General features: G+C 39.8%; 12 protein-coding genes and 1 pseudogene. 7 read left to right on the top strand and 6 right to left on the bottom strand.

Annotation, left to right across the window (positions count from 1 at the left end):
* The first annotated feature begins 1 nt into the window (after position 1).
* The 3 genes and pseudogenes from GQR55_RS00280 to GQR55_RS00270 all read left to right on the top strand — a co-directional run bounded on the left by GQR55_RS00280 (position 2) and on the right by GQR55_RS00270 (position 6,995).
* Positions 2-3,472: a TonB-dependent receptor gene (locus GQR55_RS00280; protein WP_165741745.1), complete on the top strand. Its 3,471-nt coding sequence runs from the start codon at positions 2-4 to the stop codon at positions 3,470-3,472.
* Positions 3,473-4,020: 548 nt separating this feature from the next.
* Entirely contained in the window at positions 4,021-6,384 is a 2,364-nt protein-coding gene (locus GQR55_RS00275) for an alkaline phosphatase D family protein (protein WP_166419027.1), read from the top strand.
* Between the two features lie 114 nt (positions 6,385-6,498).
* A pseudogene (locus GQR55_RS00270) lies at positions 6,499-6,995 on the top strand (helix-turn-helix domain-containing protein).
* Between the two features lie 70 nt (positions 6,996-7,065).
* On the opposite strand, the gene GQR55_RS00265 reads toward GQR55_RS00270, so the two are convergent.
* A complete protein-coding gene (locus tag GQR55_RS00265) occupies positions 7,066-9,024 on the bottom strand; it encodes a CRTAC1 family protein (RefSeq protein WP_166110886.1) in 1,959 nt (652 codons plus the stop codon).
* A gap of 290 nt (positions 9,025-9,314) precedes the next feature.
* On the opposite strand from GQR55_RS00265, the gene GQR55_RS00260 reads away from it, so the two are divergent.
* The 3 genes from GQR55_RS00260 to aldA are packed head-to-tail and all read left to right on the top strand — an operon-like array spanning position 9,315 to position 12,586.
* Positions 9,315-10,337 carry an alcohol dehydrogenase catalytic domain-containing protein gene (locus tag GQR55_RS00260; protein WP_166419026.1) on the top strand — a complete coding sequence of 341 codons (1,023 nt, stop codon included), beginning with the start codon at positions 9,315-9,317 and terminating at the stop codon, positions 10,335-10,337.
* A gap of 31 nt (positions 10,338-10,368) precedes the next feature.
* A complete protein-coding gene (locus tag GQR55_RS00255) occupies positions 10,369-11,133 on the top strand; it encodes a 2,5-didehydro-3-deoxy-L-galactonate 5-reductase (RefSeq protein WP_033016439.1) in 765 nt (254 codons plus the stop codon).
* A 4-nt stretch (positions 11,134-11,137) separates the two neighbouring features.
* Entirely contained in the window at positions 11,138-12,586 is a 1,449-nt protein-coding gene (gene aldA, locus GQR55_RS00250) for an aldehyde dehydrogenase (protein ID WP_166419025.1), read from the top strand.
* 87 nt (positions 12,587-12,673) lie between these two features.
* On the opposite strand, the gene yfaE is transcribed toward aldA, so the two are convergent.
* The 5 genes from yfaE to ubiG all read right to left on the bottom strand — a co-directional run bounded on the left by yfaE (position 12,674) and on the right by ubiG (position 18,878).
* Positions 12,674-12,946: a class I ribonucleotide reductase maintenance protein YfaE gene (yfaE, locus tag GQR55_RS00245; RefSeq protein WP_166419024.1), complete on the bottom strand. Its 273-nt coding sequence runs from the start codon at positions 12,944-12,946 to the stop codon at positions 12,674-12,676.
* Positions 12,946-14,076 (bottom strand): class Ia ribonucleoside-diphosphate reductase subunit beta, encoded by a 1,131-nt coding sequence (gene nrdB / locus GQR55_RS00240; RefSeq protein ID WP_165727486.1) that lies wholly within the window; start codon positions 14,074-14,076, stop codon positions 12,946-12,948. Before nrdB ends, yfaE begins: the two co-directional genes overlap by 1 nt.
* A gap of 65 nt (positions 14,077-14,141) precedes the next feature.
* Complete coding sequence (gene nrdA, locus GQR55_RS00235; RefSeq protein WP_166419023.1) at positions 14,142-16,424, bottom strand: class 1a ribonucleoside-diphosphate reductase subunit alpha; 2,283 nt, start codon at positions 16,422-16,424, stop codon at positions 14,142-14,144.
* A 1,063-nt stretch (positions 16,425-17,487) separates the two neighbouring features.
* On the bottom strand, positions 17,488-18,168 hold the full coding sequence (locus GQR55_RS00230) for an HAD-IA family hydrolase (protein ID WP_166419022.1): 681 nt from the start codon (positions 18,166-18,168) through the stop codon (positions 17,488-17,490).
* The gene (ubiG, locus tag GQR55_RS00225) at positions 18,168-18,878 is read right to left on the bottom strand and encodes a bifunctional 2-polyprenyl-6-hydroxyphenol methylase/3-demethylubiquinol 3-O-methyltransferase UbiG (protein ID WP_166419021.1); all 711 of its coding nucleotides are present in this window, start codon (positions 18,876-18,878) and stop codon (positions 18,168-18,170) included. The genes GQR55_RS00230 and ubiG overlap by 1 nt, the downstream gene beginning before the upstream one ends.
* Before the next feature lie 177 nt (positions 18,879-19,055).
* Between ubiG and gyrA the strand changes: the two genes are divergently transcribed.
* On the top strand, positions 19,056-21,755 hold the full coding sequence (gene gyrA, locus GQR55_RS00220) for a DNA topoisomerase (ATP-hydrolyzing) subunit A (RefSeq protein ID WP_166419020.1): 2,700 nt from the start codon (positions 19,056-19,058) through the stop codon (positions 21,753-21,755).
* Positions 21,756-21,871 lie beyond the last annotated feature (116 nt).

Here is a 21,871-nt window from a genome sequence, read left to right as displayed (position 1 = left end):
CATGACAATCATCAACAAAGCGTTCAAGTTGAGCGCGATTACAGCTGCAGTACTTGCAACACAATTGGTTTACGCCAAGCAAGACGAAAGCACACAAGAAAAACCGAAAGTAGAAGCCGATATTGAAATAATTGAAGTCAGCGGGTTAGCCGCCAGTCTTAAAAAATCTATTAATGATAAGCGTTTTGCTGAAAACGTTGTTGACTCCATAAACGCTGAAGACATTGGTAAGTCCACTGATCAAAACATCGCTGATGCGCTTTCTCGTGTAACTGGTGTGTCGGTGCAATCTGTTGATGGTGAAGGTGCACGAATATCTGTGCGTGGTGCTAACTCACAACAAAACAATATTAGCATGAATGGTGTGCAATTAGGTTCTACAGGTTTTAGCCAAGGCGTAGACTTATCGCAGTATTCATCCGATATTTTATCTAAAATTGAAGTGGTAAAAACACCGAGTGCAGATCATGAAGAGGGTTCGCTAGGCGCAAATATCAATCTTTCGACTACAAAGCCGCTTGATTTAAATTATGAAATTTCCACTATGACTTTAGAAGGTAGGTACAACGATTTATCTGATAAAGAAAATTATAAAATATCGGGTACGATGTCGAAAAAGCTTTTTGACGATACCTTTGGCGTGGTTTTTACTGCAGTTAAAGAGACTAACGAATACCGAAAAGACCAATACTCTGCTACAGAGTGGACAGCAGTTCAGTCGCCTTTAGCAACAGATACAAATGGCAACGTTGTTGAAAATGCGGTAGGTATTACACCTCGTTTAGTTAATTATCAGCTTTTTGATAGTCAAAATGACCGCACCAGTATTAACTTAGGTTTGCAGTGGCGAGCAAGTGAAAACACAGAGTTTAACTTTAACGCAAACCTTGCAAAACAAGATGTTAATAACTCAATGCATGGTATTAATACGCGCTCAATGGAAACTAAAAACTTAGTTGAAGGTGAAGACCCAGGCCTTTCTGGCGTGACAGCTAAATTTACTGATCCTGAAGCTAGCTGGCGTACAATCGATTTAAAAACGAATACATTTACTAAATTTATCAACCGCTTTGGTAACGGTGGTTTAGTGCAGTCAGAAGGTGAATTTGAAAATAAAAACCAAGTTTACTCACTTGATATGAATCACGGTTTTAGTGACTCATTTTCGATGGAAGCTGGCGTTGGGTACTCTAAAACGCAGCAAATACCAGAAAACTCAGTGTACGTTGCACTGCAAAATTTTGCCAATATTAGTGCATGGAGCTTAGTAAATGTGCCACCAGAGGATATGGAGCCTGTTGGTTATGACTGTACAGCAGGCGGTCCGTGTAAATTAGTTACAGGCACCGGCTTAATTGATTACGGCGAAAACGACACTTTTGGTGACCCAACAAATCTATGGGATAACTACAGCACCACGGGATTTAATCCGGATGAGCTAAAAGCGCAGCATTTATCGTACATGGGCAGAACCCTCAACGAAGTCGAAGATGAACAAAAATCGCTCTTTGTCGATTTTGATTACGTGCTTGACACAAGCTATGTACGCTCAATTGAATTTGGTGCAAAATGGTCAAAACGTACAAAATATGTAGATGCTCAGCAAGGTGCCTTTAATAGTGTAGGCGAGGGGGTTGTAGTTATAAACCCTGCAACAGGCCAACCTGCAGTACTTGGTAGCGGTTTAAGAGATATTTCTGGTGATTTAATAACCAACGGTGAAGGGTTTCCTGTTGACGATTTTATGGCTGATTTAGGTTATGGCCGCGACAATGTAACCGATGGGTGGAATCGATTTTCGGCTTTTAAAGCATTTGAAGTAGCTTTAGGGAGTCCAGAAGTTGCTTTTGCCACAGACGATTCAAACACTCGCAATACAGAGCTAGATAACTTAGCATTTTACACCAAGCTAAATTTTGAATTAGCAGATGGACGTGTTACAGGTGATGTGGGTGTGCGTTATGTAAAAACGACTGTAGAAGTGCAAGGTGCATCGGGTGTACAGTTTGCATTTGACCCTTCAAATAATGCTCGTTTAATGGACCCATTTAAATTAGCAGAGTTGCGTGATACTAGCTTACCACTGTGTGCTGCAACGCAATTTTATGGTGCAGATTACAACGAAGAAATACGCTGGTCGAGAACCGATGGTCTAGGCTACGACACAAAAGGCACTATTGATAAATCAGACGATGTGGCTATTCCTGCTCAAGGCGCGTGTCATGATCCTAACGCTGTACGTGGTAATCCAAATGAATCTGAGTGGTGGTTATGGCGCCATTCTGATGTATCAACCGAAAAAAACTGGATATATGGCGAGCGTAAATTTGATGCAAATGGAAACTTATTACCAACAGAAGACAGAAGCTTACGCTCGTTTGCAGTAACTGGTGAGCACGACTACGATTTGTTTTTACCCAGTATCAATATTAACTACTTGCAAAGTGAAGACACCATTATTCGTTTTGCAGCATCTAAAACAATGGCTCGTCCACAAATAGATTCACTACGTCCTGGTTTTAAAGTAAGAGAAACACAATGGGGCGGTGAAAACCGTAACAACTCAATTACGCTTACCAATCCTAAACTCGATCCACTTGAATCAATAAACCTTGATTTATCATATGAATGGTATTTCAACGATTCGGGATTATTAGCAGCATCATTATTTTATAAAGACATGACAAACTTTGAAGAGTCTGAAACGATTGTTACCTACATGGATGACCTACGTGGAGTGGGACTCGAAGAGGGCGAATCTTATAACCCAGACGATTTAGTACTTATTGCAGGCCAAGATAGCTTAGAAAAATGTATGCCTAAGCGTTTTCAAGGTGGCCAGGATTATCAAAAAGAGTGGATGTATTCGGGCGACTTAGAGCAAATGTGTGCCAAATTTAACACCACCCGAATTAAAAATGGTAAAGGGGCAAGTATTAAAGGGTTAGAGCTTCAATACATGCAAACCTACGATAACTTACCGGGTATTTGGTCCGGCCTTGGCTTGCAGGCTAACTATACATATCAAGACAGTAAGTACGATCAAGAAGTATCATCGATTGATAATAATGTAAAAATTCCTTCATTGGCGGTTGCCTATACGCCAGAGCATAGCTACAACGTAACGGGTTTTTGGGAAAAAGATGGTCATCAATTACGTCTATCTTACCAAGGGACAACCGATCAGCTAGTACAACGCTCATGGGAAAACGGATCGCTGTGGGAAGAGGGACGTAAAACGCTCGACTTTTCTGCAAGTTATAAAGTAAATAACTACATGACGGTATCACTACAAGTTGCCAATGTAACCGACGAAGGCGTAAGACAATACTTTACCAGTCGTTTCTTAAATGCTGGTGGCCAAACGTTCTCCGAAGGCAGCCCGCTTGAAGGCGATGCAACTAAATCACGTACTGTTTACGCATATAAAACAGGCCGGACATTGAGACTTAATACCCGTATTAATTTCTAAATTTTTAATCTAATAAAAAGCCCGCAGCATTTCTGCGGGCTTTTTGGCTTTTGTTACTTGTCTCGTCCTGAAATGTGTTTACACATTTAGGACTTATTATGACCAAGTCAAATAATACACCGATTAAAAGAACACACCGATTAAAAGAACACAACGAGATTATTCATTAGGCTTTAAATTGCAAGTTGTCGACGCTGTAGAAAAAGGCGATATGACTTATAAACAAGCCCAAAAAATTTATTAACTGAAAGTGGAGAATCTATCTCATTTTAGAAATTGTTACTGTAGTTTTCTCATAGTGGGAAGCTCTAATCGGTTATCTAAACAAAGCTTTATATAGGGCGGGTTAAGAAAACTATCTGCAATAATACCTTTTTATAACAAGCTAGCTAAAATATTTAGTGTCTAGGTAAACATCTCTGATAATACTTGCAATTAACTTTTATCAATTTGTAACCGTTTTTAGAAAAAAAAAATGCTGATCTTTAGTAAAAAATCAAATATAGTTTGTTTACTGTTAACAATATTTGATTTGTGAGATTAAAACTATGAACAAAAACATATCTCGTCGTTCAGTCCTCAAAATGCTTGCTGCTGGTGTTGCTGCTACAGGAATTTCTGGTTGCACTAGCAGTTTTGGGACAGTGGCTTCAACAACTACCCGCGGTACTAAATCTCATCATGATAATTGGTATAAAACGTATGATAGAGTATGGCTTGGAAAACAATATTGGGCTAATCCAATGGAGGATTGGCGCGTAGTTAATGGTGCTGCTGAATGTAGAAGTAGAGGTGGTAATCGTAGTGTTCATTCACTCACTCACCAAATAGCGCATCTTGACCAATCTTTTACAATGTCGGTGCAAGTGTCTCGCTTAGAGCAAAACAGCAACGATGGTGGCGCGGGTATTCGTCTTGGTGCTAAAAGTGAATTAAATGAATACCGTAGTAATTGTTTTGTACAGCAGGGTTATGACCTTGGTATTAAAAACAACGATTTAGTGTTAGGCAATAACACCGTGCCTATATCGATTCCGATAGAGGATCAAGCTGTTACTTTAACGCTGACTGGAACACCTCAATCAGGTGCCATGGCTTTAGAGTTAACGGTTAGTTTAACGTCGTCAGGAAAAGTGATAGGTACTCTCACTCATTTGGCTGCAGCCACTGAATTATTAGGCAATGTGGCGTTGGTGAGTAACTTTTCGATTCCATCCGTCACATATGAAAATGCACCTGAAGACAAGTTGGGCGCACGATATAAATTTAGTAATTGGACCATGCAAGGTGAAGCATTTTCAGTAATAGATGAACAAGCGTTTGGTCCGATACTTTGGACTATGTATTCGTTAAACGATACATTGAGTGATGAAGGCTTTGTGATGAAGTTGAGTGCTTACACAGGGCCTATAGGTGAACAAGATAATCAGCAAATAGAACTACAAATACAGCGTGATGATCAGTGGCTCGCTATTGATTCGCAAGTCATAGACCATGATGGCTGGTTGGCGACCTTTCGTATTGCTAATTGGGATGAAACACGCGATACGCCTTTTCGGGTTGTATACCGTGAAAAACACACAGATGGTACACAAACCCCAGATATATATTCAGGGATTATAAAAGCGAACCCAGCGAGTGAAAAATTACGAATGGCCGCGCTCACGTGTCAAAATGATTATGGTTTTCCGTACCAACCTGTTGCTCAAAATGTCGAAAAACTAAACCCCGATTTGGTGTTCTTTTCTGGTGATCAAATTTATGAAAGTCATGGCGGATTTGGTGTAATTCGTACTCCAGATAATTTAGCGATTTTAAATTACTTACGCAAATTCTATCAGTTTGGCTTGGCTTTCAAAGAGGTAATGCGTAATCAACCGACAATTTGTTTGCCCGATGATCATGATGTACTCCAAGGTAATTTGTGGGGGGAAGGTGGTGCAAGGATGGAAAACATTTCCAAAGACCCTTCAGCAAGTGCATTAGGTGGTTATATTGATTCTGCACGCGTGATAAATATGATACATAAAACCACTCTCAACCATAATCCAGATCCTTATGATCCAACGCCAACTAATGGTATTAGCTCGTATTATGGCACTATGCTATATGGCGGTGTCGGTTTTGCGATTCTTGCCGACAGACAATGGAAAAGTGGCCCAGAGCGTATTAATGTTGCGGTTGGCGAAACGGGACAAGATGAAGACCCACTTTTTTATAATCCTATATTCAATCCCCCCGGCTTAGACCTGTTAGGAAACCGCCAAGAGAACTTTCTTATAAAGTGGGGTAATGATTGGCGTGGGCATAAATTAAAAGCGGTATTAAGTCAAACGGTGTTTGCTGCTATTTCTACTCATCAGCCCCTACCTGATCGCTTCTTGAAATATGATTTTGATTCGAGTGGTTGGCCTGCATCTGCACGTAACCGTGCAATTGACGCAATGCGTGACTCTATGGCGTTACATATTTGTGGAGATACCCATTTAGGTTCTTTATCGCAATATGGCGTAAACCAGCAAAGAGATAGCAATTGGGCTTTTTGTACGCCAGCTATTTCTGCCGGTTGGCCAAGATGGTGGAAACCTGATTCGATGAGCATGCCTTACCAAAACCGGCCAGCACACGGCCTTGGCGAAACTGGCGAATATAATGACACTTTCGGTAATAAGATTTATGTCTATGCGGTAGGAAATCCACAGGTTGGTAAATCCAGTAATCGTTATGTAAAGGCACATGAGAAAGGGAGTGGTTTTGGCTTTATTACATTTGATTCTAAAAAGCTGACATACACAATGGAAGCATATAAGTTTTTAATAGATATAGCCGATGGTAAAGCAAGTAATCAGTATCCAGGATGGCCAGTAACTATTCATCAACAAGAGAATAAAGGCAAAAATATATTAAGTTAACTTATATGTATTAGTTCAGACAATATCTGACAATTCAACTTGAAAAAGTGAGAGTTACCCGTTTTGATAAAGGTGTCGAATCTTTAAATCAAAACAAACAAAAAGGTAACTCTCATGTTGCACACTAACAACCCAACCATAAAACACAAAGCCGGTTTACTTAACCTTGCTGAAGAACTAGGCAATGTATCAAGAGCCTGTAAAGTCATGGGCGTATCACGAGATACATTTTATCGTTATCAAGAACTCGTTAATGAGGGGGGATTGATGCGTTAATCGAAAAGAACCACCGTACACTAAATATAAAGAATCGCGTTGACGAAGAAACAGAGCAAGCCGTCATTAAATATGCAGTTGACTATCCTGCTCACGGCCATCATAGAAGCAGCAATGAGCTTCGTAAATTAGGCGTGTTTTTTTCAGGTAGTGGTGTTCGTTCAATTGTTAGCTATACGCTTAAGGAAGAACTATAAAAAGATCTGGACGAATGGATGGATTACTACAACAATGATCGGACTCATCAAGGGAAAGTATGTTGCGGTCGAACACCACTTAAAACATCACTGGATGGAAAAACGGTTTGGGCAGAAAATAATTTAGCTCAAATCTAAACTAACAGTCATCATTAGAAAAATGGGTAACTGTCAGATCAAGCCTGAGCTAGTACATATTAAACAGGACTTACTTAAATTCTCCCACTTTTATTAGTGAGTCTACCTTAACATTAGTGAGCGTTTTTTGGCTGCCATCTCGCCATGTAATTACAACTGATGAAAGCGTATCAGCTTGTGCTAATCCAAAATGCACAATATTAAGTAAGCTTTGCGAGTGAGTAGCACTTTGTGAGCCAATAACTTGATATTGGTTCGCAGTTGCTGTTTTAATTTGTACTTTTGCACCATACGGATCAACCCCACTTTTTGAGTATCCAACTCTAATAAGGGTGAAGTGGGCGTGACTTAACTCAGTGGTATTTTTATATAAATGCCATTGGCCGTTATCTTCATCTCCGCTTAGTAGGTCGAGTTTTCCATCTAGGTTAAAGTCAAATGCGGCTCCCATATCGCCGTGTGAGTCTAAGCCACGTTCGGTATCAGCGTTGTGAGTGATTGTTGCTTTAAATTTGTAATCACCTTGGTTAATGAGTAAAACATCAGCAACTCGCTCTTTTAGTTCGCCAAAGCGATAGACCATAAAGTCTATTTTTGTGTCGTTATTAAAATCGCCGGGTACAACCCCCCAGTTATTACTGTTTGTTAATGCTGATAATTTAGATGAAATATCAACCAGCTTACCATTATCGTTACGTAGTAATACATCAGGAAGGGCGAGATTTTGTGGTTGCCAATCGCTTTGATAGTTTTTTACATTTTTGAATGATGCGCGTACATCCCATGCAAGGTTGTCGGTAAGTACCCATTCCACTCGCCATTTATTATTCCCTAAATACCCAATGTACCAGCCGGTTTTATCAAGCTTAGTTGGAAACCCTTGCGCTTTTTTCTGGCTAATGGTGGTGTTTTTACTAGGTGTATTTATTAGTTCTTTTTTCTCACCTATGTATACATCCATTTGGCTTAATAGCTTGGCACGCGGGAAGTGATAAAAGTCACTTAGTATAAGACTTCCTGAGTTTGTGTTGTCGGTAATGAGTGTTATGCCATCGTGGCTTTTATTACCTTCATCACGCAGGTCTAGCCGTTTGCTGCCTTTATTAAACGATAGACTGTTATTAGCGATAGCGTAGCTTAGCTTTCCGCGAGCAAGGTAGTAGTCCATATCGCCGTCGTTATCTATATCAGCTTGTGCAACTGCGAGCGTGCCTTTGTAGGCTTCACTATTTGCACCTAATAGATCTTTAGTAACATTGGCAAAGGTAAAGTCGTTATTACCTTGATAAATAGTTAAATCGTTGTATCCATCAAAAGCAAAAATATCGAGTATGTCATCGTTATTGTAATCGGTTAATAATACACGCTCGGCTTTTATATTTTCAAAAGTAGCTGATGGGTGATAAGTAAACTTTCCATTACCGAGATTTTCAAAAATGATATTGCGTGGTGAATTTTCGTGAATTAATTTTTCGGCGTTTACTTGTATAAAATCAAGATCACCATCGGCATCTACATCAACCCAGCGCACAGAGCGCCCGCGAGCCCCCATTTTAGATAAGCCAGCTTCAACAGTTTTATCTTCAAATTTACCATTATTGTTCTTAAGTAGTCGCTGGGGTTGAGGTGTGGTGCCATTTCCACCGCCTAGTGCAATAAGTACGTCGAGATCGCCATCGTTGTCGTAATCACCGGCCGACATCCCATGAAGATCTGCTCGTGGAAAAATATTATCTTGTAGTGTGTATGTATTATCGCCATTTGCCATAAACAACCGAATAGGAGTGGTGTCGTGATTTGTTAGTAGTAGGTCATAGTGACCATCACTGTTTATATCTGCAATGGTAGGGCCGCCATACTTCCAATTTTTTTGTGTTATTAAACCTGCTTGTTCAGATACGTCAGAAAAGACTACGTTGTTATTTGTTTTACTACTGGGCGTGTGTGTTTGTATGTTTTGACTGCATCCCGCTAAGTTTAGAGCGCTGATAATCACTACGCTAAGCGCAGATTTTTTGTTTTTAATCATTATTGTCCCTCTTTATACCATGTTAATTGTTGACAATATATGTTGATATTAAAACATACAAGTAAATTTTAATAACTATTCTTAATGCTTTTTAACGTATTGGCTTTTGCGCTCTAAAGTTATATTAAATTTTGATAGTGGCTTTACAAACAACATACCTAGGTGTAAATTGTTAACAATAAACCATATTAAGGTGTGATAGTTCACTTTGATATTCCTCGTATCGGCATTGTTTTGATGATGCTTTACTTGGTTACTATTTAATTAAACATTCTTGAAGGTATAAAAATATGCAAGCTGCACAATATATAGGTAACAAGTCATTTAACATTGTTGAAGGCACATCTATTAAACCTAAAGCGGGTGAGATTAGATTGAGTGTTGGATACGTTGGGATTTGCGGTACAGATATGCACATATACCACGGCGTAATGGATCAACGAGTGTCTATTCCGCAAACAATTGGCCATGAAATATCAGGTGTTGTTGCAGAAATAGGTGAAGGCGTTGAAGGCTTTGCTGTAGGCGAAAACGTGGTAGTACGTCCATTAGATTGGTGTGGCGATTGTCCTACGTGTAATGCAGGGCATACGCATATTTGTCAAAACTTAAAGTTTATGGGAATAGATACGCCAGGTGCTTTTCAGTCAAGCTGGACAGTTAAAGCGCGTACTTTGCATAAATTACCAGCAGGCGTTGATTTAAAACAAGGCGCATTAATAGAGCCGTTATCTGTTGCGTGCCATGATGTACGACGCTCGCGCTTACAAGCGGGTGAGAAAGTGGTTGTACTTGGTGGCGGGCCAATTGGGCAATTAGTTGCTGCGGTTGCTAAAAGTGTTGGTGCAGAAGTGCTCGTGTCTGAGCCTAACGAAAGCCGCCGTGCTTTTGCCAATGAGCTAGGTGTTAAATCGGTTAATCCCATTGAAGAAGATTTAGCTGCCTATGTAGATAGCTGGACGCAAACAAAAGGTGCAGATGTTGTATTTGAAGTATCAGGCGTAAAACCCGCAATAGAGGCTATGACCGAAATAGCAGGGCGTCGGGGTCGTATAGTCATGGTGGCTATTCACAGTGTTAAACCTGAAATCGATTTATTTCAATTCTTTTGGAAAGAGTTGGAGTTATTAGGTGCGCGCGTATACGAAGCGGCAGATTTTGATTGGGCAATAGAGTTAATTTCATCGGGCCAAATAGATCTTAAACCTTTTATTAGTTCGGTTAGTTCGTTAACTGATATTGGTAGTGCATTTTCGAGTATGAATGGAAATCCAGAAGGCATGAAAGCGCTTGTTGAATGTAATCCACAATAATAAAAATTATAAAGGTATTAAAATGAATAATATGTTAGAAAAATTTAGCTTAGAAGGCAAAGTAGCCCTTGTTACAGGTTGTAAGCGCGGTATTGGTAAAGGTATTGCACTAGGTTTAGCACAGGCTGGCGCTGATATTATTGGTGTGTCTGCAAGCTTAGAGCTTGAAGGCTCAGAAGTAGAAAAAGAAGTTAAAGCCCTTGGCCGAAACTTTAAAGCCTATCAATGTGACTTTGGTGATCGTGATGCGCTTTATTCTTTTATTAATGATGTTAAAAGCGATTTTCCTAAAATTGATATTTTAGTCAATAATGCAGGTACAATCTTACGTGCACCAGCGGCTGAGCATGGAGATGATTTATGGGATAAAGTGATTGAAGTTAACTTAAATGCTCAATTTATTTTAAGCCGCGAAATAGGCAAACAAATGATAGAGCATGGCGAGGGTAAAGTTATTTTCACGGCTTCTTTGCTCACTTTTCAAGGTGGTATTACAGTACCAGGTTACGCAGCTAGTAAAGGTGCTATTGGGCAATTGGTTATGGCGCTTTCTAACGAATGGGCAGGTAAAGGCATTAATGTAAATGCCATTGCGCCAGGTTACATTGATACCGATAACACTGAAGCATTACGCAATGACAAAGAGCGTAATGCAGCCATCTTAGCGCGCATTCCACAAGGTCGATGGGGAAATCCTGAAGACTTTAAAGGGCCCGCAGTGTTCTTGGCTTCTGAGGCTGCTAGTTATGTAAACGGCGCTATTTTATTGGTTGATGGCGGATGGATGGGGAGATAGTTCAATGAACTTCCATAATAATGTAAATTTTATAAACGGTGAATATGTTGCGTCTAAAGCGAGCGGCATCATTGAAATACTAAGCCCCTCTACGGGTAAAAAAATTGGTGAAATACCAAAAGGCTGTATAGAAGATGCGCAGTATGCACTTGAGTCAGCGAATGTAGGCCAGAAAAAGTGGGCTAAATTGACAGCTCGCACACGTCAAAATATATTGCGCGTGTTTGCTAATAAAATTCGTGAAAATAAAGATATTCTTGCACCAATGCTTGTTGCAGAGCAAGGTAAATTGCTATCAGTTGCACAAATGGAAGTCGACGTAACAGCGACTTTTATTGACTATGCATGCGACCATGCACTTACTATTGAAGGCGATATTTTACCTTCAGATAACGAAGATGAAAAAATATACATTCATAAAGTGCCACGTGGCGTAGTTGTTGGTATTACTGCGTGGAATTTTCCGCTGGCATTGGCTGGTCGTAAAATTGGACCTGCGTTGATTACAGGTAACTCTATTGTATTAAAACCTACCCAAGAAACACCTTTAGCAACCACCGAGCTGGGTCGTTTAGCAAACGAAGCGGGGATTCCTGCTGGCGTGCTAAACGTTATTAATGGATCAGGTTCTGTTGTTGGCCAAGCATTGTGTGAAAGCCCAATTACTAAAATGATCACCATGACAGGCTCTACTGCTGCAGGTAAGCAAATCTATAAAACTAGCGCAGAATACATGACGCCTGTAATGCTTGAACTTGGCGGTAAAGCCCCGATGGTTGTTATGGCAGATGCCGACCTTGATGAGGCTGTTGAAGGTGCGCTTTGGGGTCGCTTTGCTAACTGCGGGCAAGTATGTACCTGTGTTGAGCGTTTATATGTTCAAGAGTCTGTGTACGATGCATTTATGGCTAAATTTATACCAGCAGTAAAAGCACTTCGTGTTGGGGATCCTATGAACCCAGATACACAAATGGGTCCTAAATGTAATCAACGTGAAATAGACAACATTGACCACATTGTTCAACAAAGTATTCAACAAGGCGCTTCTGTCGCCACTGGTGGTAAAGTTGCTTCTGTTGAGGGTTTCGAAGGTGGTTGTTGGTACGAACCAACGTTACTTGTAGACGTTAAGCAAGATAACATTGCAGTACACGAAGAAACTTTTGGCCCAGTACTCCCTATTGTAAAAGTTAAAGATATGGATCAAGCAATACAGTACTGTAACGACAGTATTTATGGCTTAAGCGCCTATATATTCACTCAAAACTTTTTTGATATTAATAAAGCTATTAACGAATTAGAAGTGGGTGAGGTATATATTAACCGTGGTATGGGTGAGCAGCATCAAGGTTTTCATAATGGCTGGAAACAAAGTGGTTTTGGCGGTGAAGACGGTAAGTTTGGTTTAGAGCAATATCTAGAAAAGAAAACCGTTTACTTAAAAGAAAAATAATATAATTAAACAACAATCTCCCTGGGTCGTTGATTTATAAATAACAAAGCCGATAATAAATTATCGGCTTTTTATTTTGTTCATAAATTATTTTAAATTTATGCTTATGTCACCATTAGGCTTGCAGCAGCACAGGAGTATTTCGCCTTCGCGCACAAACGCCAGTGGCTCTTCGTTATACTCAACACTACCTGACACTAACGTTGCTCTACAGGCGCCGCAGTAACCTTCGCGGCATTGGAATGCAACGTCTATTTTCATGGATTCTAAGCACTGTAAAACAGAAGGGCAGCCAGTGGTAAATTCTATACACTGGCTGTTTTCTGCAAGCGTTATGCTTGCAGTAGACTTGTCACTCATTATAAATCAAAGTCACCAAATTCAGAGGCATCTACTTGCGAGTCGATTTGACCAACAAGGTATGAGCTAATTTCAGCTTCTTGTGGTGCTACTTGAACGTTATCAGACACTAACCATGAATTGATCCATGGAATAGGGTTACTGTTATTTTCAAACTGTGCTGGTAAGCCAATAGCGGTCATACGTGCGTTAGTAATGTACTCAACGTACTGACATAAAATATGCTTGTTTAGACCAATCATAGAACCATCTTTAAATAGGTACTCTGCCCATTCTTTTTCTTGCTCTGCGGCTTCTACAAACATTTTAATAGCTTCGTCGCGGCACTGAGCTGCAACAATTGCCATTTCTGGGTCGTCTTTACCGTCTTGCATAATATTTAAAATATGCTGAGTACCCGAAAGATGAAGTGCTTCATCACGCGCAATAAGCTTAATAATTTTAGCGTTACCTTCCATTAATTCACGCTCAGCAAACGCAAACGAACACGCAAAGCTTACATAAAAACGAATGGCTTCAAGAATATTTACCGACATCATGGCAAGGTAAAGTTTCTTTTTAAGTTCGAACAAATTAACGATCACTGTTTTGCCGTTAATTTCGTGTTTGCCTTCACCGTAAAGGTTGTAAAGCGACACTGAATTAATTAAGTCATCGTAGTATGTGGTTACAGCATCGGCACGTTCGCTTATTTTATCGTTGCTAACTATGTCATCAAAAATAAGTTCAGGGGCTTGCGTAACATTACGAATAATATGCGTGTACGAGCGGCTGTGAATCGTTTCACTAAATGCCCACGTTTCTATCCATGTTTCAAGCTCTGGTAACGATACAATAGGAAGTAGGGCAACGTTAGGTGAACGACCTTGTACGCTATCAAGCAAAGTTTGATATTTTAAGTTACTTAAAAATATATGCTTTTCGTGATCTGGTAATGCTTGAAAGTCTAAACGGTCTTTGCTTACATCTACTTCTTCAGGACGCCAAAAGAAAGACAGTTGCTTTTCGATTAACTTTTCAAAAATTGGGTATTTTTGTTGGTCATAACGAGATACGTTAACAGTTTGGCCAAAAAACATTGGCTCTAGCATTTGGTTATTATGGTTTCGGCTAAATGTAGTATAAGACATGTTTATCACTCAAAAAACTATCAGAAAAAGCGGGCTAAATGCCCGCTTAAAATAAAAATTAATAACTATATTTTACACGCGCCGCCTTCACAATCATCATCTTCCACTTCTGGAGTATCTTCTTGCATATCTGAGGCACCATCGCGAGTGTTGTGGTAGTACAAGGTTTTAACACCCAGTTTGTACGCAGTTAGTAAGTCTTTTAATAAGACTTGCATAGGTACTTTACCGCCTTCGAATTTATTTGGATCATAATTTGTGTTTGCCGATATAGTTTGGTCAACAAATTTCTGCATTATGCCCACAAGTTGTAAGTAACCATCGTTTGATGGAATATCCCATAATAACTCGTAGTTATTCTTTAAACGTTCGTACTCAGGCACTACTTGTTTCAAAATACCGTCTTTACTTGCTTTAACGCTAATGTGACCACGTGGTGGCTCAATACCATTTGTTGCGTTAGAGATTTGCGACGATGTTTCTGAAGGCATTAACGCACTTAGTGTTGAGTTACGCATGCCGTGCTCTTTAATGCTGGCACGTAATGTATCCCAATCAAGGTGAAGTGGTTCATCACAAATTTTATCTAAGTCACGTTTGTACGTATCTGTTGGCATAATGCCCTGTGAATACGTTGTTTCGTTAAACTTAGGACATGCACCACGTTCTTTAGCAAGCTCGTTTGATGCTTTCATTAGGTAGTACTGAATCGCTTCAAACGTTTTGTGAGTCAGTGCATTTGCGCTGCCATCTGAGTAACGCTTACCGTTTTTAGCTAAGTAGTATGCGTAGTTAATTACGCCTATGCCTAGTGTACGACGACCCATAGTCGCATTTTTTGCAGCCGGTACAGGGTAGTCTTGGAAATCAAGTAAGTTATCAAGTGCGCGCACTGCAAGTTCAGCTAGCTCTTCAAGCTCGTCTAGTGACTCAATGGCGCCTAAGTTAAACGCAGACAGTGTACAAAGTGCAATTTCGCCTTCTTCGTCGTTTACGTTGCTTAGTGGCTTAGTTGGCAATGCAATTTCTAAACATAAGTTAGATTGGCGAATAGGCGCAACTTTAGCAATGAACGGGCTGTGTGTATTACAGTGATCCACATTTTGTAAATAAATACGACCTGTACTTGCACGCTCTTGCGCAAACATAGAGAAAAGCTCAATGGCTTTAATGCGTTTTTTACGAATCGATTCGTCTTGTTCGTATTTTACGTAAAGCGCGTCAAACTCAGCTTGGTCTTCAAAAAATGCATCGTAAAGACCAGGCACATCTGATGGGCTAAATAACGTAATGTAGTCGTCTTTAATTAAACGAGAGTACATTAGTTTATTAAACTGTACGCCGTAATCTAGGTGGCGAACGCGGTTGTCGTCTACACCACGGTTATTTTTAAGTACAAGTAGATTCTCTACTTCTAAATGCCAAAGCGGGTAGAACAATGTTGCAGCGCCGCCACGTACACCACCTTGCGAACAACTTTTAACAGCTGTTTGAAAGTGCTTATAAAAAGGAATACAGCCTGTGTGGTACGCTTCGCCGTTACGGATGTGGCTACCTAGCGCACGAATTCGACCTGCGTTAATACCAATGCCCGCACGTTGTGAAACGTATTTAACGATTGCAGACGACGTAGCATTAATTGAATCAAGGCTATCGCCACACTCAATTAATACACATGAGCTAAACTGACGCGTTGGTGTACGTACACCTGCCATAATAGGCGTTGGTAGTGATATTTTAAATAACGAGACTGCATCGTAAAAACGCTTAATGTAAGAAACGCGTGTTTCACGTGGGTAGTCAGAAAATAAGCTCGCCGCTACTAAAATATATAAAAACTGTGCACTTTCGTAAATCTCACCCGATACACGGTTTTGAACAAGGTATTTACCTTCAAGCTGTTTTACAGCCGCGTAGCTAAAGTTAAGATCGCGAGAATGATCAAGATATGCATCAAGCTCGTCTAATTCTTGCTCTGTGTAATCTACTAATAAGTGAGCATCGTAGCGTTTATCGCCAACCATTTTTGTTACGTGGTCAAATAAACGTGGTGGCTCAAATTGACCGTACGCTTTTTTACGTAAATGGAATACAGCTAAACGTGCCGCTAGGTATTGGTAATCAGGCGATTCTTTTGAAATTTGATCTGCAGCAGCTTTAATAATGGTTTCGTGTATGTCTTTAGTACGAATACCGTCGTAAAACTGAATGTGTGATTTTAATTCAACTTGCGAAACCGATACGTTTTTTAAACCTTCGGCGGCCCATTCAATAACGCGATGGATCTTATCAAGATCAAGTGGCTCTTTACGCCCGTCACGTTTGCTTACAGATAACTGTTGGTTCATTTGCCTGTATTCCTTGGGAATTATGTATTTTGACCAATGCGTCATACCTCGCAATGGCAAGGTAAGTACTCATTTATTATAAGTTTCACCGTAATGGCGAATTTAATTGAATAACATTTGGCCACAATATCTGGTGTTGTTCAATTTAGAGATCACAAGATAGTGTGGTCTGAGTTGTTTTGCAAGGGACATAATTGCCCCTATTTGTGGATAACTTTGGGATAACGCATTTGTGTTAGTAGACACTCACCTTCGAACAATCATTTAAGTTAGAATATGCAGAAATCAACTAATGATCTGCTAAATTTACGCATTTTAAAAATAAATTCTGACTGCTTTTTTTATCGACAAGCTTTGTGTGAAAACTAACACAATCACAATATATAGTGTTTAATAATTAACATAGCACTATATATGGTTTTAATGGACTATCTAAGTTAGTTGTTTAATGTTCACGATTCAATGCTTTCAGAAATAAAAAGCATAATTAGGGGTAAGAAATAGAAATGGGCTAAAAGATAGCCCATTTAAGTTTATGCGAAGAGCATGCTACCCAGTGTAATAATTTTAAAAAGAATCATTATTACACTCTCTGAAATTTCTATAGAAATATTGAGTTTCAACTTTAGTTATCCTAAATCTGAGTTAGTCACTTGCCGATAATATAAGAATCAGTTACGCTCAAATTTCCACACTTGGGCGCTTTCCTAAATTTTAGCAAGTGTCTTTGCTAACATCATATTCAAACCTTGAGTATGGTGTTAGCCCCTCCACCTAGTTGAAATATCAATTCCATCAAAGTGTTAATAAAACTTTAATGTGGTCTGAGTTGTTTTGCAAGGGACATAATTGCCCCTGTTTGTGTATAACTTTGGGATAACGCATTTGTGTTAGTAGACGCTCACACTTAAACGACCATTTAATTAAAGGCGTTTAAAAAGTAAACTAATGTTCTGCTAAATTTGCGCATTTTAAAAATAAATTCTGACTGCTTTTTTATCGACAAGCTTTGTGTGAAAACTAACACAATCACAATATATAGTGTTTAATAATTAACATAGAACTATATATAGTTAAAACCATCAATTGGACTTTGCCAGTTAAAATCAGCATTCCAGCTGTTGGCTTCATCAATACTTGGTATGTAACCCCAAAGTGCCGTTGCAGTGTGCATACCTGCCGCTTTGCCTGCTTGTATGTCACGCTCGGCATCACCAATGTACAAACAACGGTTTGGTTTTACCCCCATAAGCTTTGCACAATGTAGTAGTGGTAGCGGTGATGGTTTGGCCTCAGCCAAGGTATCGCCACTTATGACTACACTGGCGTTTTTTAAAGCGGGGATAGCAGCCACTAAAGGATCGGTTAAAAAGCCAGGTTTGTTGGTCATGATCCCCCACTTGATCTTTTTTTGATCAAGGGCGATAAGTAACGATTCAACACCAGAGAAGCAATGCGTATGTTTTGCTATGTTTGCAGCGTACTCGTCAACTAATTGCTTAATAAGCTCGCTTTGGTGTTGTTTAGCCCATAACTTTTTAAAACCAGCCTCTAATAATGCACCTGCGCCGTTAGATGCCGCAGGGCGGTATACATCACTACTAACAGGTGTGATTTTATTACTAATAAGCACTGCGTTTAAAGCAGCGCCTAAATCATCAGCGGTATCGAGTAGGGTGCCGTCTAAATCAAATAAAAATGCATCGTACTCAATAAGAGATAGAGGGGATTGAGAGCTAGCCATTAAGCTAACTTCTCAAAATAAAGTATGTAATTTACGCTAACGTCGTTATTAAGCGTATATTGCTTTGATAGTGGGTTATAAGAAAGCCCTGTACTTGCACGTACTTTTAAACCCGCTTGCTCTGCCCATGCAATAAGTTGCGCAGGTTTAATAAACTTTTTATGGTCATGTGTGCCTTCAGGTACCATTTTTAACAGCTTTTCGGCGCCAACTATCGCGTATAAGTATGCTTTAGGCGTTTTGTTCAGCGTTGAAAAAAACACATCTGCACCTGGCTTTGCAAGTGCTGCTACTGCATGAATGATAGAAGCAGGGTCGGGTACGTGCTCAAGCATTTCCATACACGTTATTACATCAAAACGTTCTGGGTTTTGTGATGCATACTCTTCGGCAGGTACTTTTATGTAATCTACATTTACGCCTGTTTCTAAACTATGCAATTTAGCAACAGTTAAAGGCTCTTGTCCCATATCGATACCGGTTACTTTAGCACCCATACGCGCCATGCTTTGGCTTAAAATGCCGCCGCCACAGCCAACATCGAGTGTTTCTTTATCGAATAAGCCTTGCGTTTTGTTTGCTATAAAATCTAAACGTAACGGGTTAATTTCGTGAAGAGGTTTGAATTCTCCGTCTAGGTCCCACCAACGCTCTGCGATGGCTTCAAATTTTGCTATTTCTGCGTGATCTACATTTTGATGTTCGGTCATAAAATACTTCCTCGTCAATCTGAGGCCATTATATAGGGCTAAATTGATAAATCGCAAAGTTTTGCGCCTGTAAATTGAAATTAATTGTGATAGCATGGCTGTTAGTAATAATAACAAATACTCTTAATACCCAATACCGGGTTGTTGAGAGCTGATACTGAAGGAATGTGATATCAAATGACTGATCTCGCCAATGAAATTCTGCCAGTCAATATTGAAGACGAGTTAAAAAACTCCTACTTAGATTACGCAATGAGCGTAATAGTAGGACGTGCATTACCAGACGTACGTGACGGTTTAAAACCTGTTCACCGCCGCGTTTTGTTTGCAATGAACGAGCTTAGTAATGACTGGAACAAGCCTTACAAAAAATCGGCCCGTGTGGTCGGTGACGTAATCGGTAAATACCACCCACACGGCGACAGTGCAGTTTATGACACGATAGTTCGTATGGCTCAGCCATTCTCACTACGTTACATGCTTGTAGATGGCCAAGGTAACTTCGGTTCGGTTGATGGTGATTCAGCAGCGGCAATGCGTTATACAGAAGTACGTATGGCAAAAATGTCGCATGAGTTATTAGCCGATCTTGAAAAAGAAACGGTTGATTTCGTTCCTAACTACGATGGCACAGAGTTCATCCCTGATGTTTTACCAACGAAAGTTCCTAATTTATTAGTGAATGGTTCGTCGGGTATTGCAGTAGGCATGGCTACAAACATTCCACCACATAACTTAACTGAAGTTGTGAACGGGTGTTTGGCACTTATTCAAAATCCTGATTTAACTATTTTAGAGTTAATGGATTATATCCCTGGTCCTGATTTCCCAACGGCTGCAATTATCAACGGTAAGAAGGGCATCGAACAAGCCTACTTAACTGGCCGTGGTAAAGTGTACATGCGTGCACGCGCCGACGTCGAAACCGATGAAAAAACAGGCCGTGAAACAATCATCGTTCACGAAATTCCTTATCAAGTTAACAAAGCTCGCCTAATTGAAAAAATTGCTGAGCTGGTTAAAGATAAGAAAATTGAAGGTATTAGTGCGCTACGTGATGAATCAGATAAAGACGGTATGCGTATCGTTATTGAGATCAAACGTGGTGACGTAGGCGAAGTTATTTTAAATAACTTATATTCACAAACTCAGTTACAAACTGTGTTTGGTATGAATATGGTTGCTTTAATTAATAACCAACCTAAGTGTTTTAATTTAAAAGAAATGCTTGAAGAGTTTATTATTCACCGTCGTGAAGTAGTAACTCGTCGTACTGTTTTTGATTTACGCAAAGCTCGCGACCGTGCTCATACGCTTGAAGGTTTAGCGATTGCACTTGCAAACATTGACCCAATTATCGAGCTTATTCGTAAATCTCCTACACCTGCTGAAGCTAAAATTGCTTTAACAGCACGTCCGTGGGAACTAGGTCATGTACAAGGCATGCTTGAAAAAGCGGGTGAAGATAATGTAGCTCGTCCTGATTGGTTAGCTGATGATTTAGGTATTCGTGATGGTCAATATTATATTTCAGAGCAACAAGCTCAAGCAATATTAGATTTACGTTTACACAAGCTGACTGGTCTTGAACACGAAAAGATTATAAGTGAATACCAAACCTTATTAGATTTAATTGCTGATCTTTTATATATTTTGGCTACGCCTGAGCGTTTAATGGAAGTTATTCGTGACGAGCTAGTTGAAATTAAAGAGCAATATGGCGATGAGCGTCGTACAGAAATTAACGCCGCAGCTCACGATATAAGCTTAGAAGATTTAATTACTGAAGAAAACGTTGTAGTAACGCTTTCTCACGAAGGTTATGTGAAGTATCAGGCATTGTCTGATTACGAAGCGCAGCGTCGTGGTGGTAAAGGTAAGTCAGCAACGAAGATGAAAGATGAAGATTTCATTGAACGTCTGTTAGTTGCAAATACACACGATACTATTTTATGTTTCTCTACGGCCGGTCGTTTATATTGGCTTAAAGTGTATCAGTTACCACTAGCAAGTCGTGCAGCGCGCGGCAAGCCAATTGTTAACTTGTTACCACTTGAAGCTGATGAACGTATTACAGCTATATTGCCAGTACGCGAGTACGCAGAAGATAAATACATCTTTATGGCAACTGCATTTGGTACTGTTAAGAAAACACCATTAACGGCTTACAGTCGTCAACGTGCAAGCGGTATTATTGCTGTTAACTTAAATGATGGCGATAGCTTAATTGGTGTTGATATTACCGATGGTAGCAACGAAATTATGTTGTTCACTGATGCTGGTAAAGTAGTACGCTTTAAAGAAGCTGAAGAAACAACCGTTGTTGATGAAAACGGTAACCCAGTACTTGATGAAGAAGGCAACCCTGAGATTCGTTTCAAAGGTGTTCGTCCAATGGGTCGTACTGCTACAGGTGTTCGTGGTATTAAAATGCCAGACGAGCAACGCGTAGTATCGTTAATTGTACCAAAAACTGACGGTGCTATTCTAACAGTAACTGAAAATGGTTACGGTAAACGTACACAGCTTGAAGATTATCCATCTAAGAGTCGTGCAACACAAGGTGTTGTATCTATCAAGGTGAGTGAACGTAACGGTGCTGTTGTTGGTGCTGTGCAAGTTGATGACAACGATGAAATAATGATTATTTCTAATCGTGGTACCTTAGTACGAACTCGCGTTAATGAAGTTTCTACGGTTGGACGTAACACGCAAGGTGTTATTTTGATCAGAACTATTGACGGAGAGCAAGTAGTTGGTTTACAACGTATAGAAGAGATTGAAGTTACTGAGAGTGACTTAATTGATATCGAAGACGTTGAAACAGTTGATACGGTTATTGAAGAAGTAGTGGATGACAATCCTCCTTCTGAATAATTGAAATTGAAAAAGCGGCTTTAGCCGCTTTTTTTTATGTTGTTGAATAAAACTAATACAGCTTGTTTGCAGTGCGATCAGGCTTGAAATTTTTAATTACTGGAATGAGGCAAAGG

Origin of the sequence: Pseudoalteromonas sp. Z1A8 (assembly GCF_011378855.1) — a bacterium.
Taxonomy (GTDB): Bacteria; Pseudomonadota; Gammaproteobacteria; order Enterobacterales; family Alteromonadaceae; genus Pseudoalteromonas.
The sequence above is the reverse complement of the archived record's forward strand: the minus strand, read 5'-3'. Positions and strand labels throughout refer to the sequence as shown.

What these genes read in the sequence shown, in the direction of transcription:
- GQR55_RS00280 (WP_165741745.1), top strand. Translation starts at nt 2, where the DNA reads ATGACAATCATCAACAAAGCGTTCAAGTTGAGCGCGATTACAGCTGCA.
- GQR55_RS00275 (WP_166419027.1), top strand. Translation starts at nt 4,021, where the DNA reads ATGAACAAAAACATATCTCGTCGTTCAGTCCTCAAAATGCTTGCTGCT.
- GQR55_RS00265 (WP_166110886.1), bottom strand. Translation starts at nt 9,024, where the DNA reads ATGATTAAAAACAAAAAATCTGCGCTTAGCGTAGTGATTATCAGCGCT.
- GQR55_RS00260 (WP_166419026.1), top strand. Translation starts at nt 9,315, where the DNA reads ATGCAAGCTGCACAATATATAGGTAACAAGTCATTTAACATTGTTGAA.
- GQR55_RS00255 (WP_033016439.1), top strand. Translation starts at nt 10,369, where the DNA reads ATGTTAGAAAAATTTAGCTTAGAAGGCAAAGTAGCCCTTGTTACAGGT.
- aldA (WP_166419025.1), top strand. Translation starts at nt 11,138, where the DNA reads ATGAACTTCCATAATAATGTAAATTTTATAAACGGTGAATATGTTGCG.
- yfaE (WP_166419024.1), bottom strand. Translation starts at nt 12,946, where the DNA reads ATGAGTGACAAGTCTACTGCAAGCATAACGCTTGCAGAAAACAGCCAG.
- nrdB (WP_165727486.1), bottom strand. Translation starts at nt 14,076, where the DNA reads ATGTCTTATACTACATTTAGCCGAAACCATAATAACCAAATGCTAGAG.
- nrdA (WP_166419023.1), bottom strand. Translation starts at nt 16,424, where the DNA reads ATGAACCAACAGTTATCTGTAAGCAAACGTGACGGGCGTAAAGAGCCA.
- GQR55_RS00230 (WP_166419022.1), bottom strand. Translation starts at nt 18,168, where the DNA reads ATGGCTAGCTCTCAATCCCCTCTATCTCTTATTGAGTACGATGCATTT.
- ubiG (WP_166419021.1), bottom strand. Translation starts at nt 18,878, where the DNA reads ATGACCGAACATCAAAATGTAGATCACGCAGAAATAGCAAAATTTGAA.
- gyrA (WP_166419020.1), top strand. Translation starts at nt 19,056, where the DNA reads ATGACTGATCTCGCCAATGAAATTCTGCCAGTCAATATTGAAGACGAG.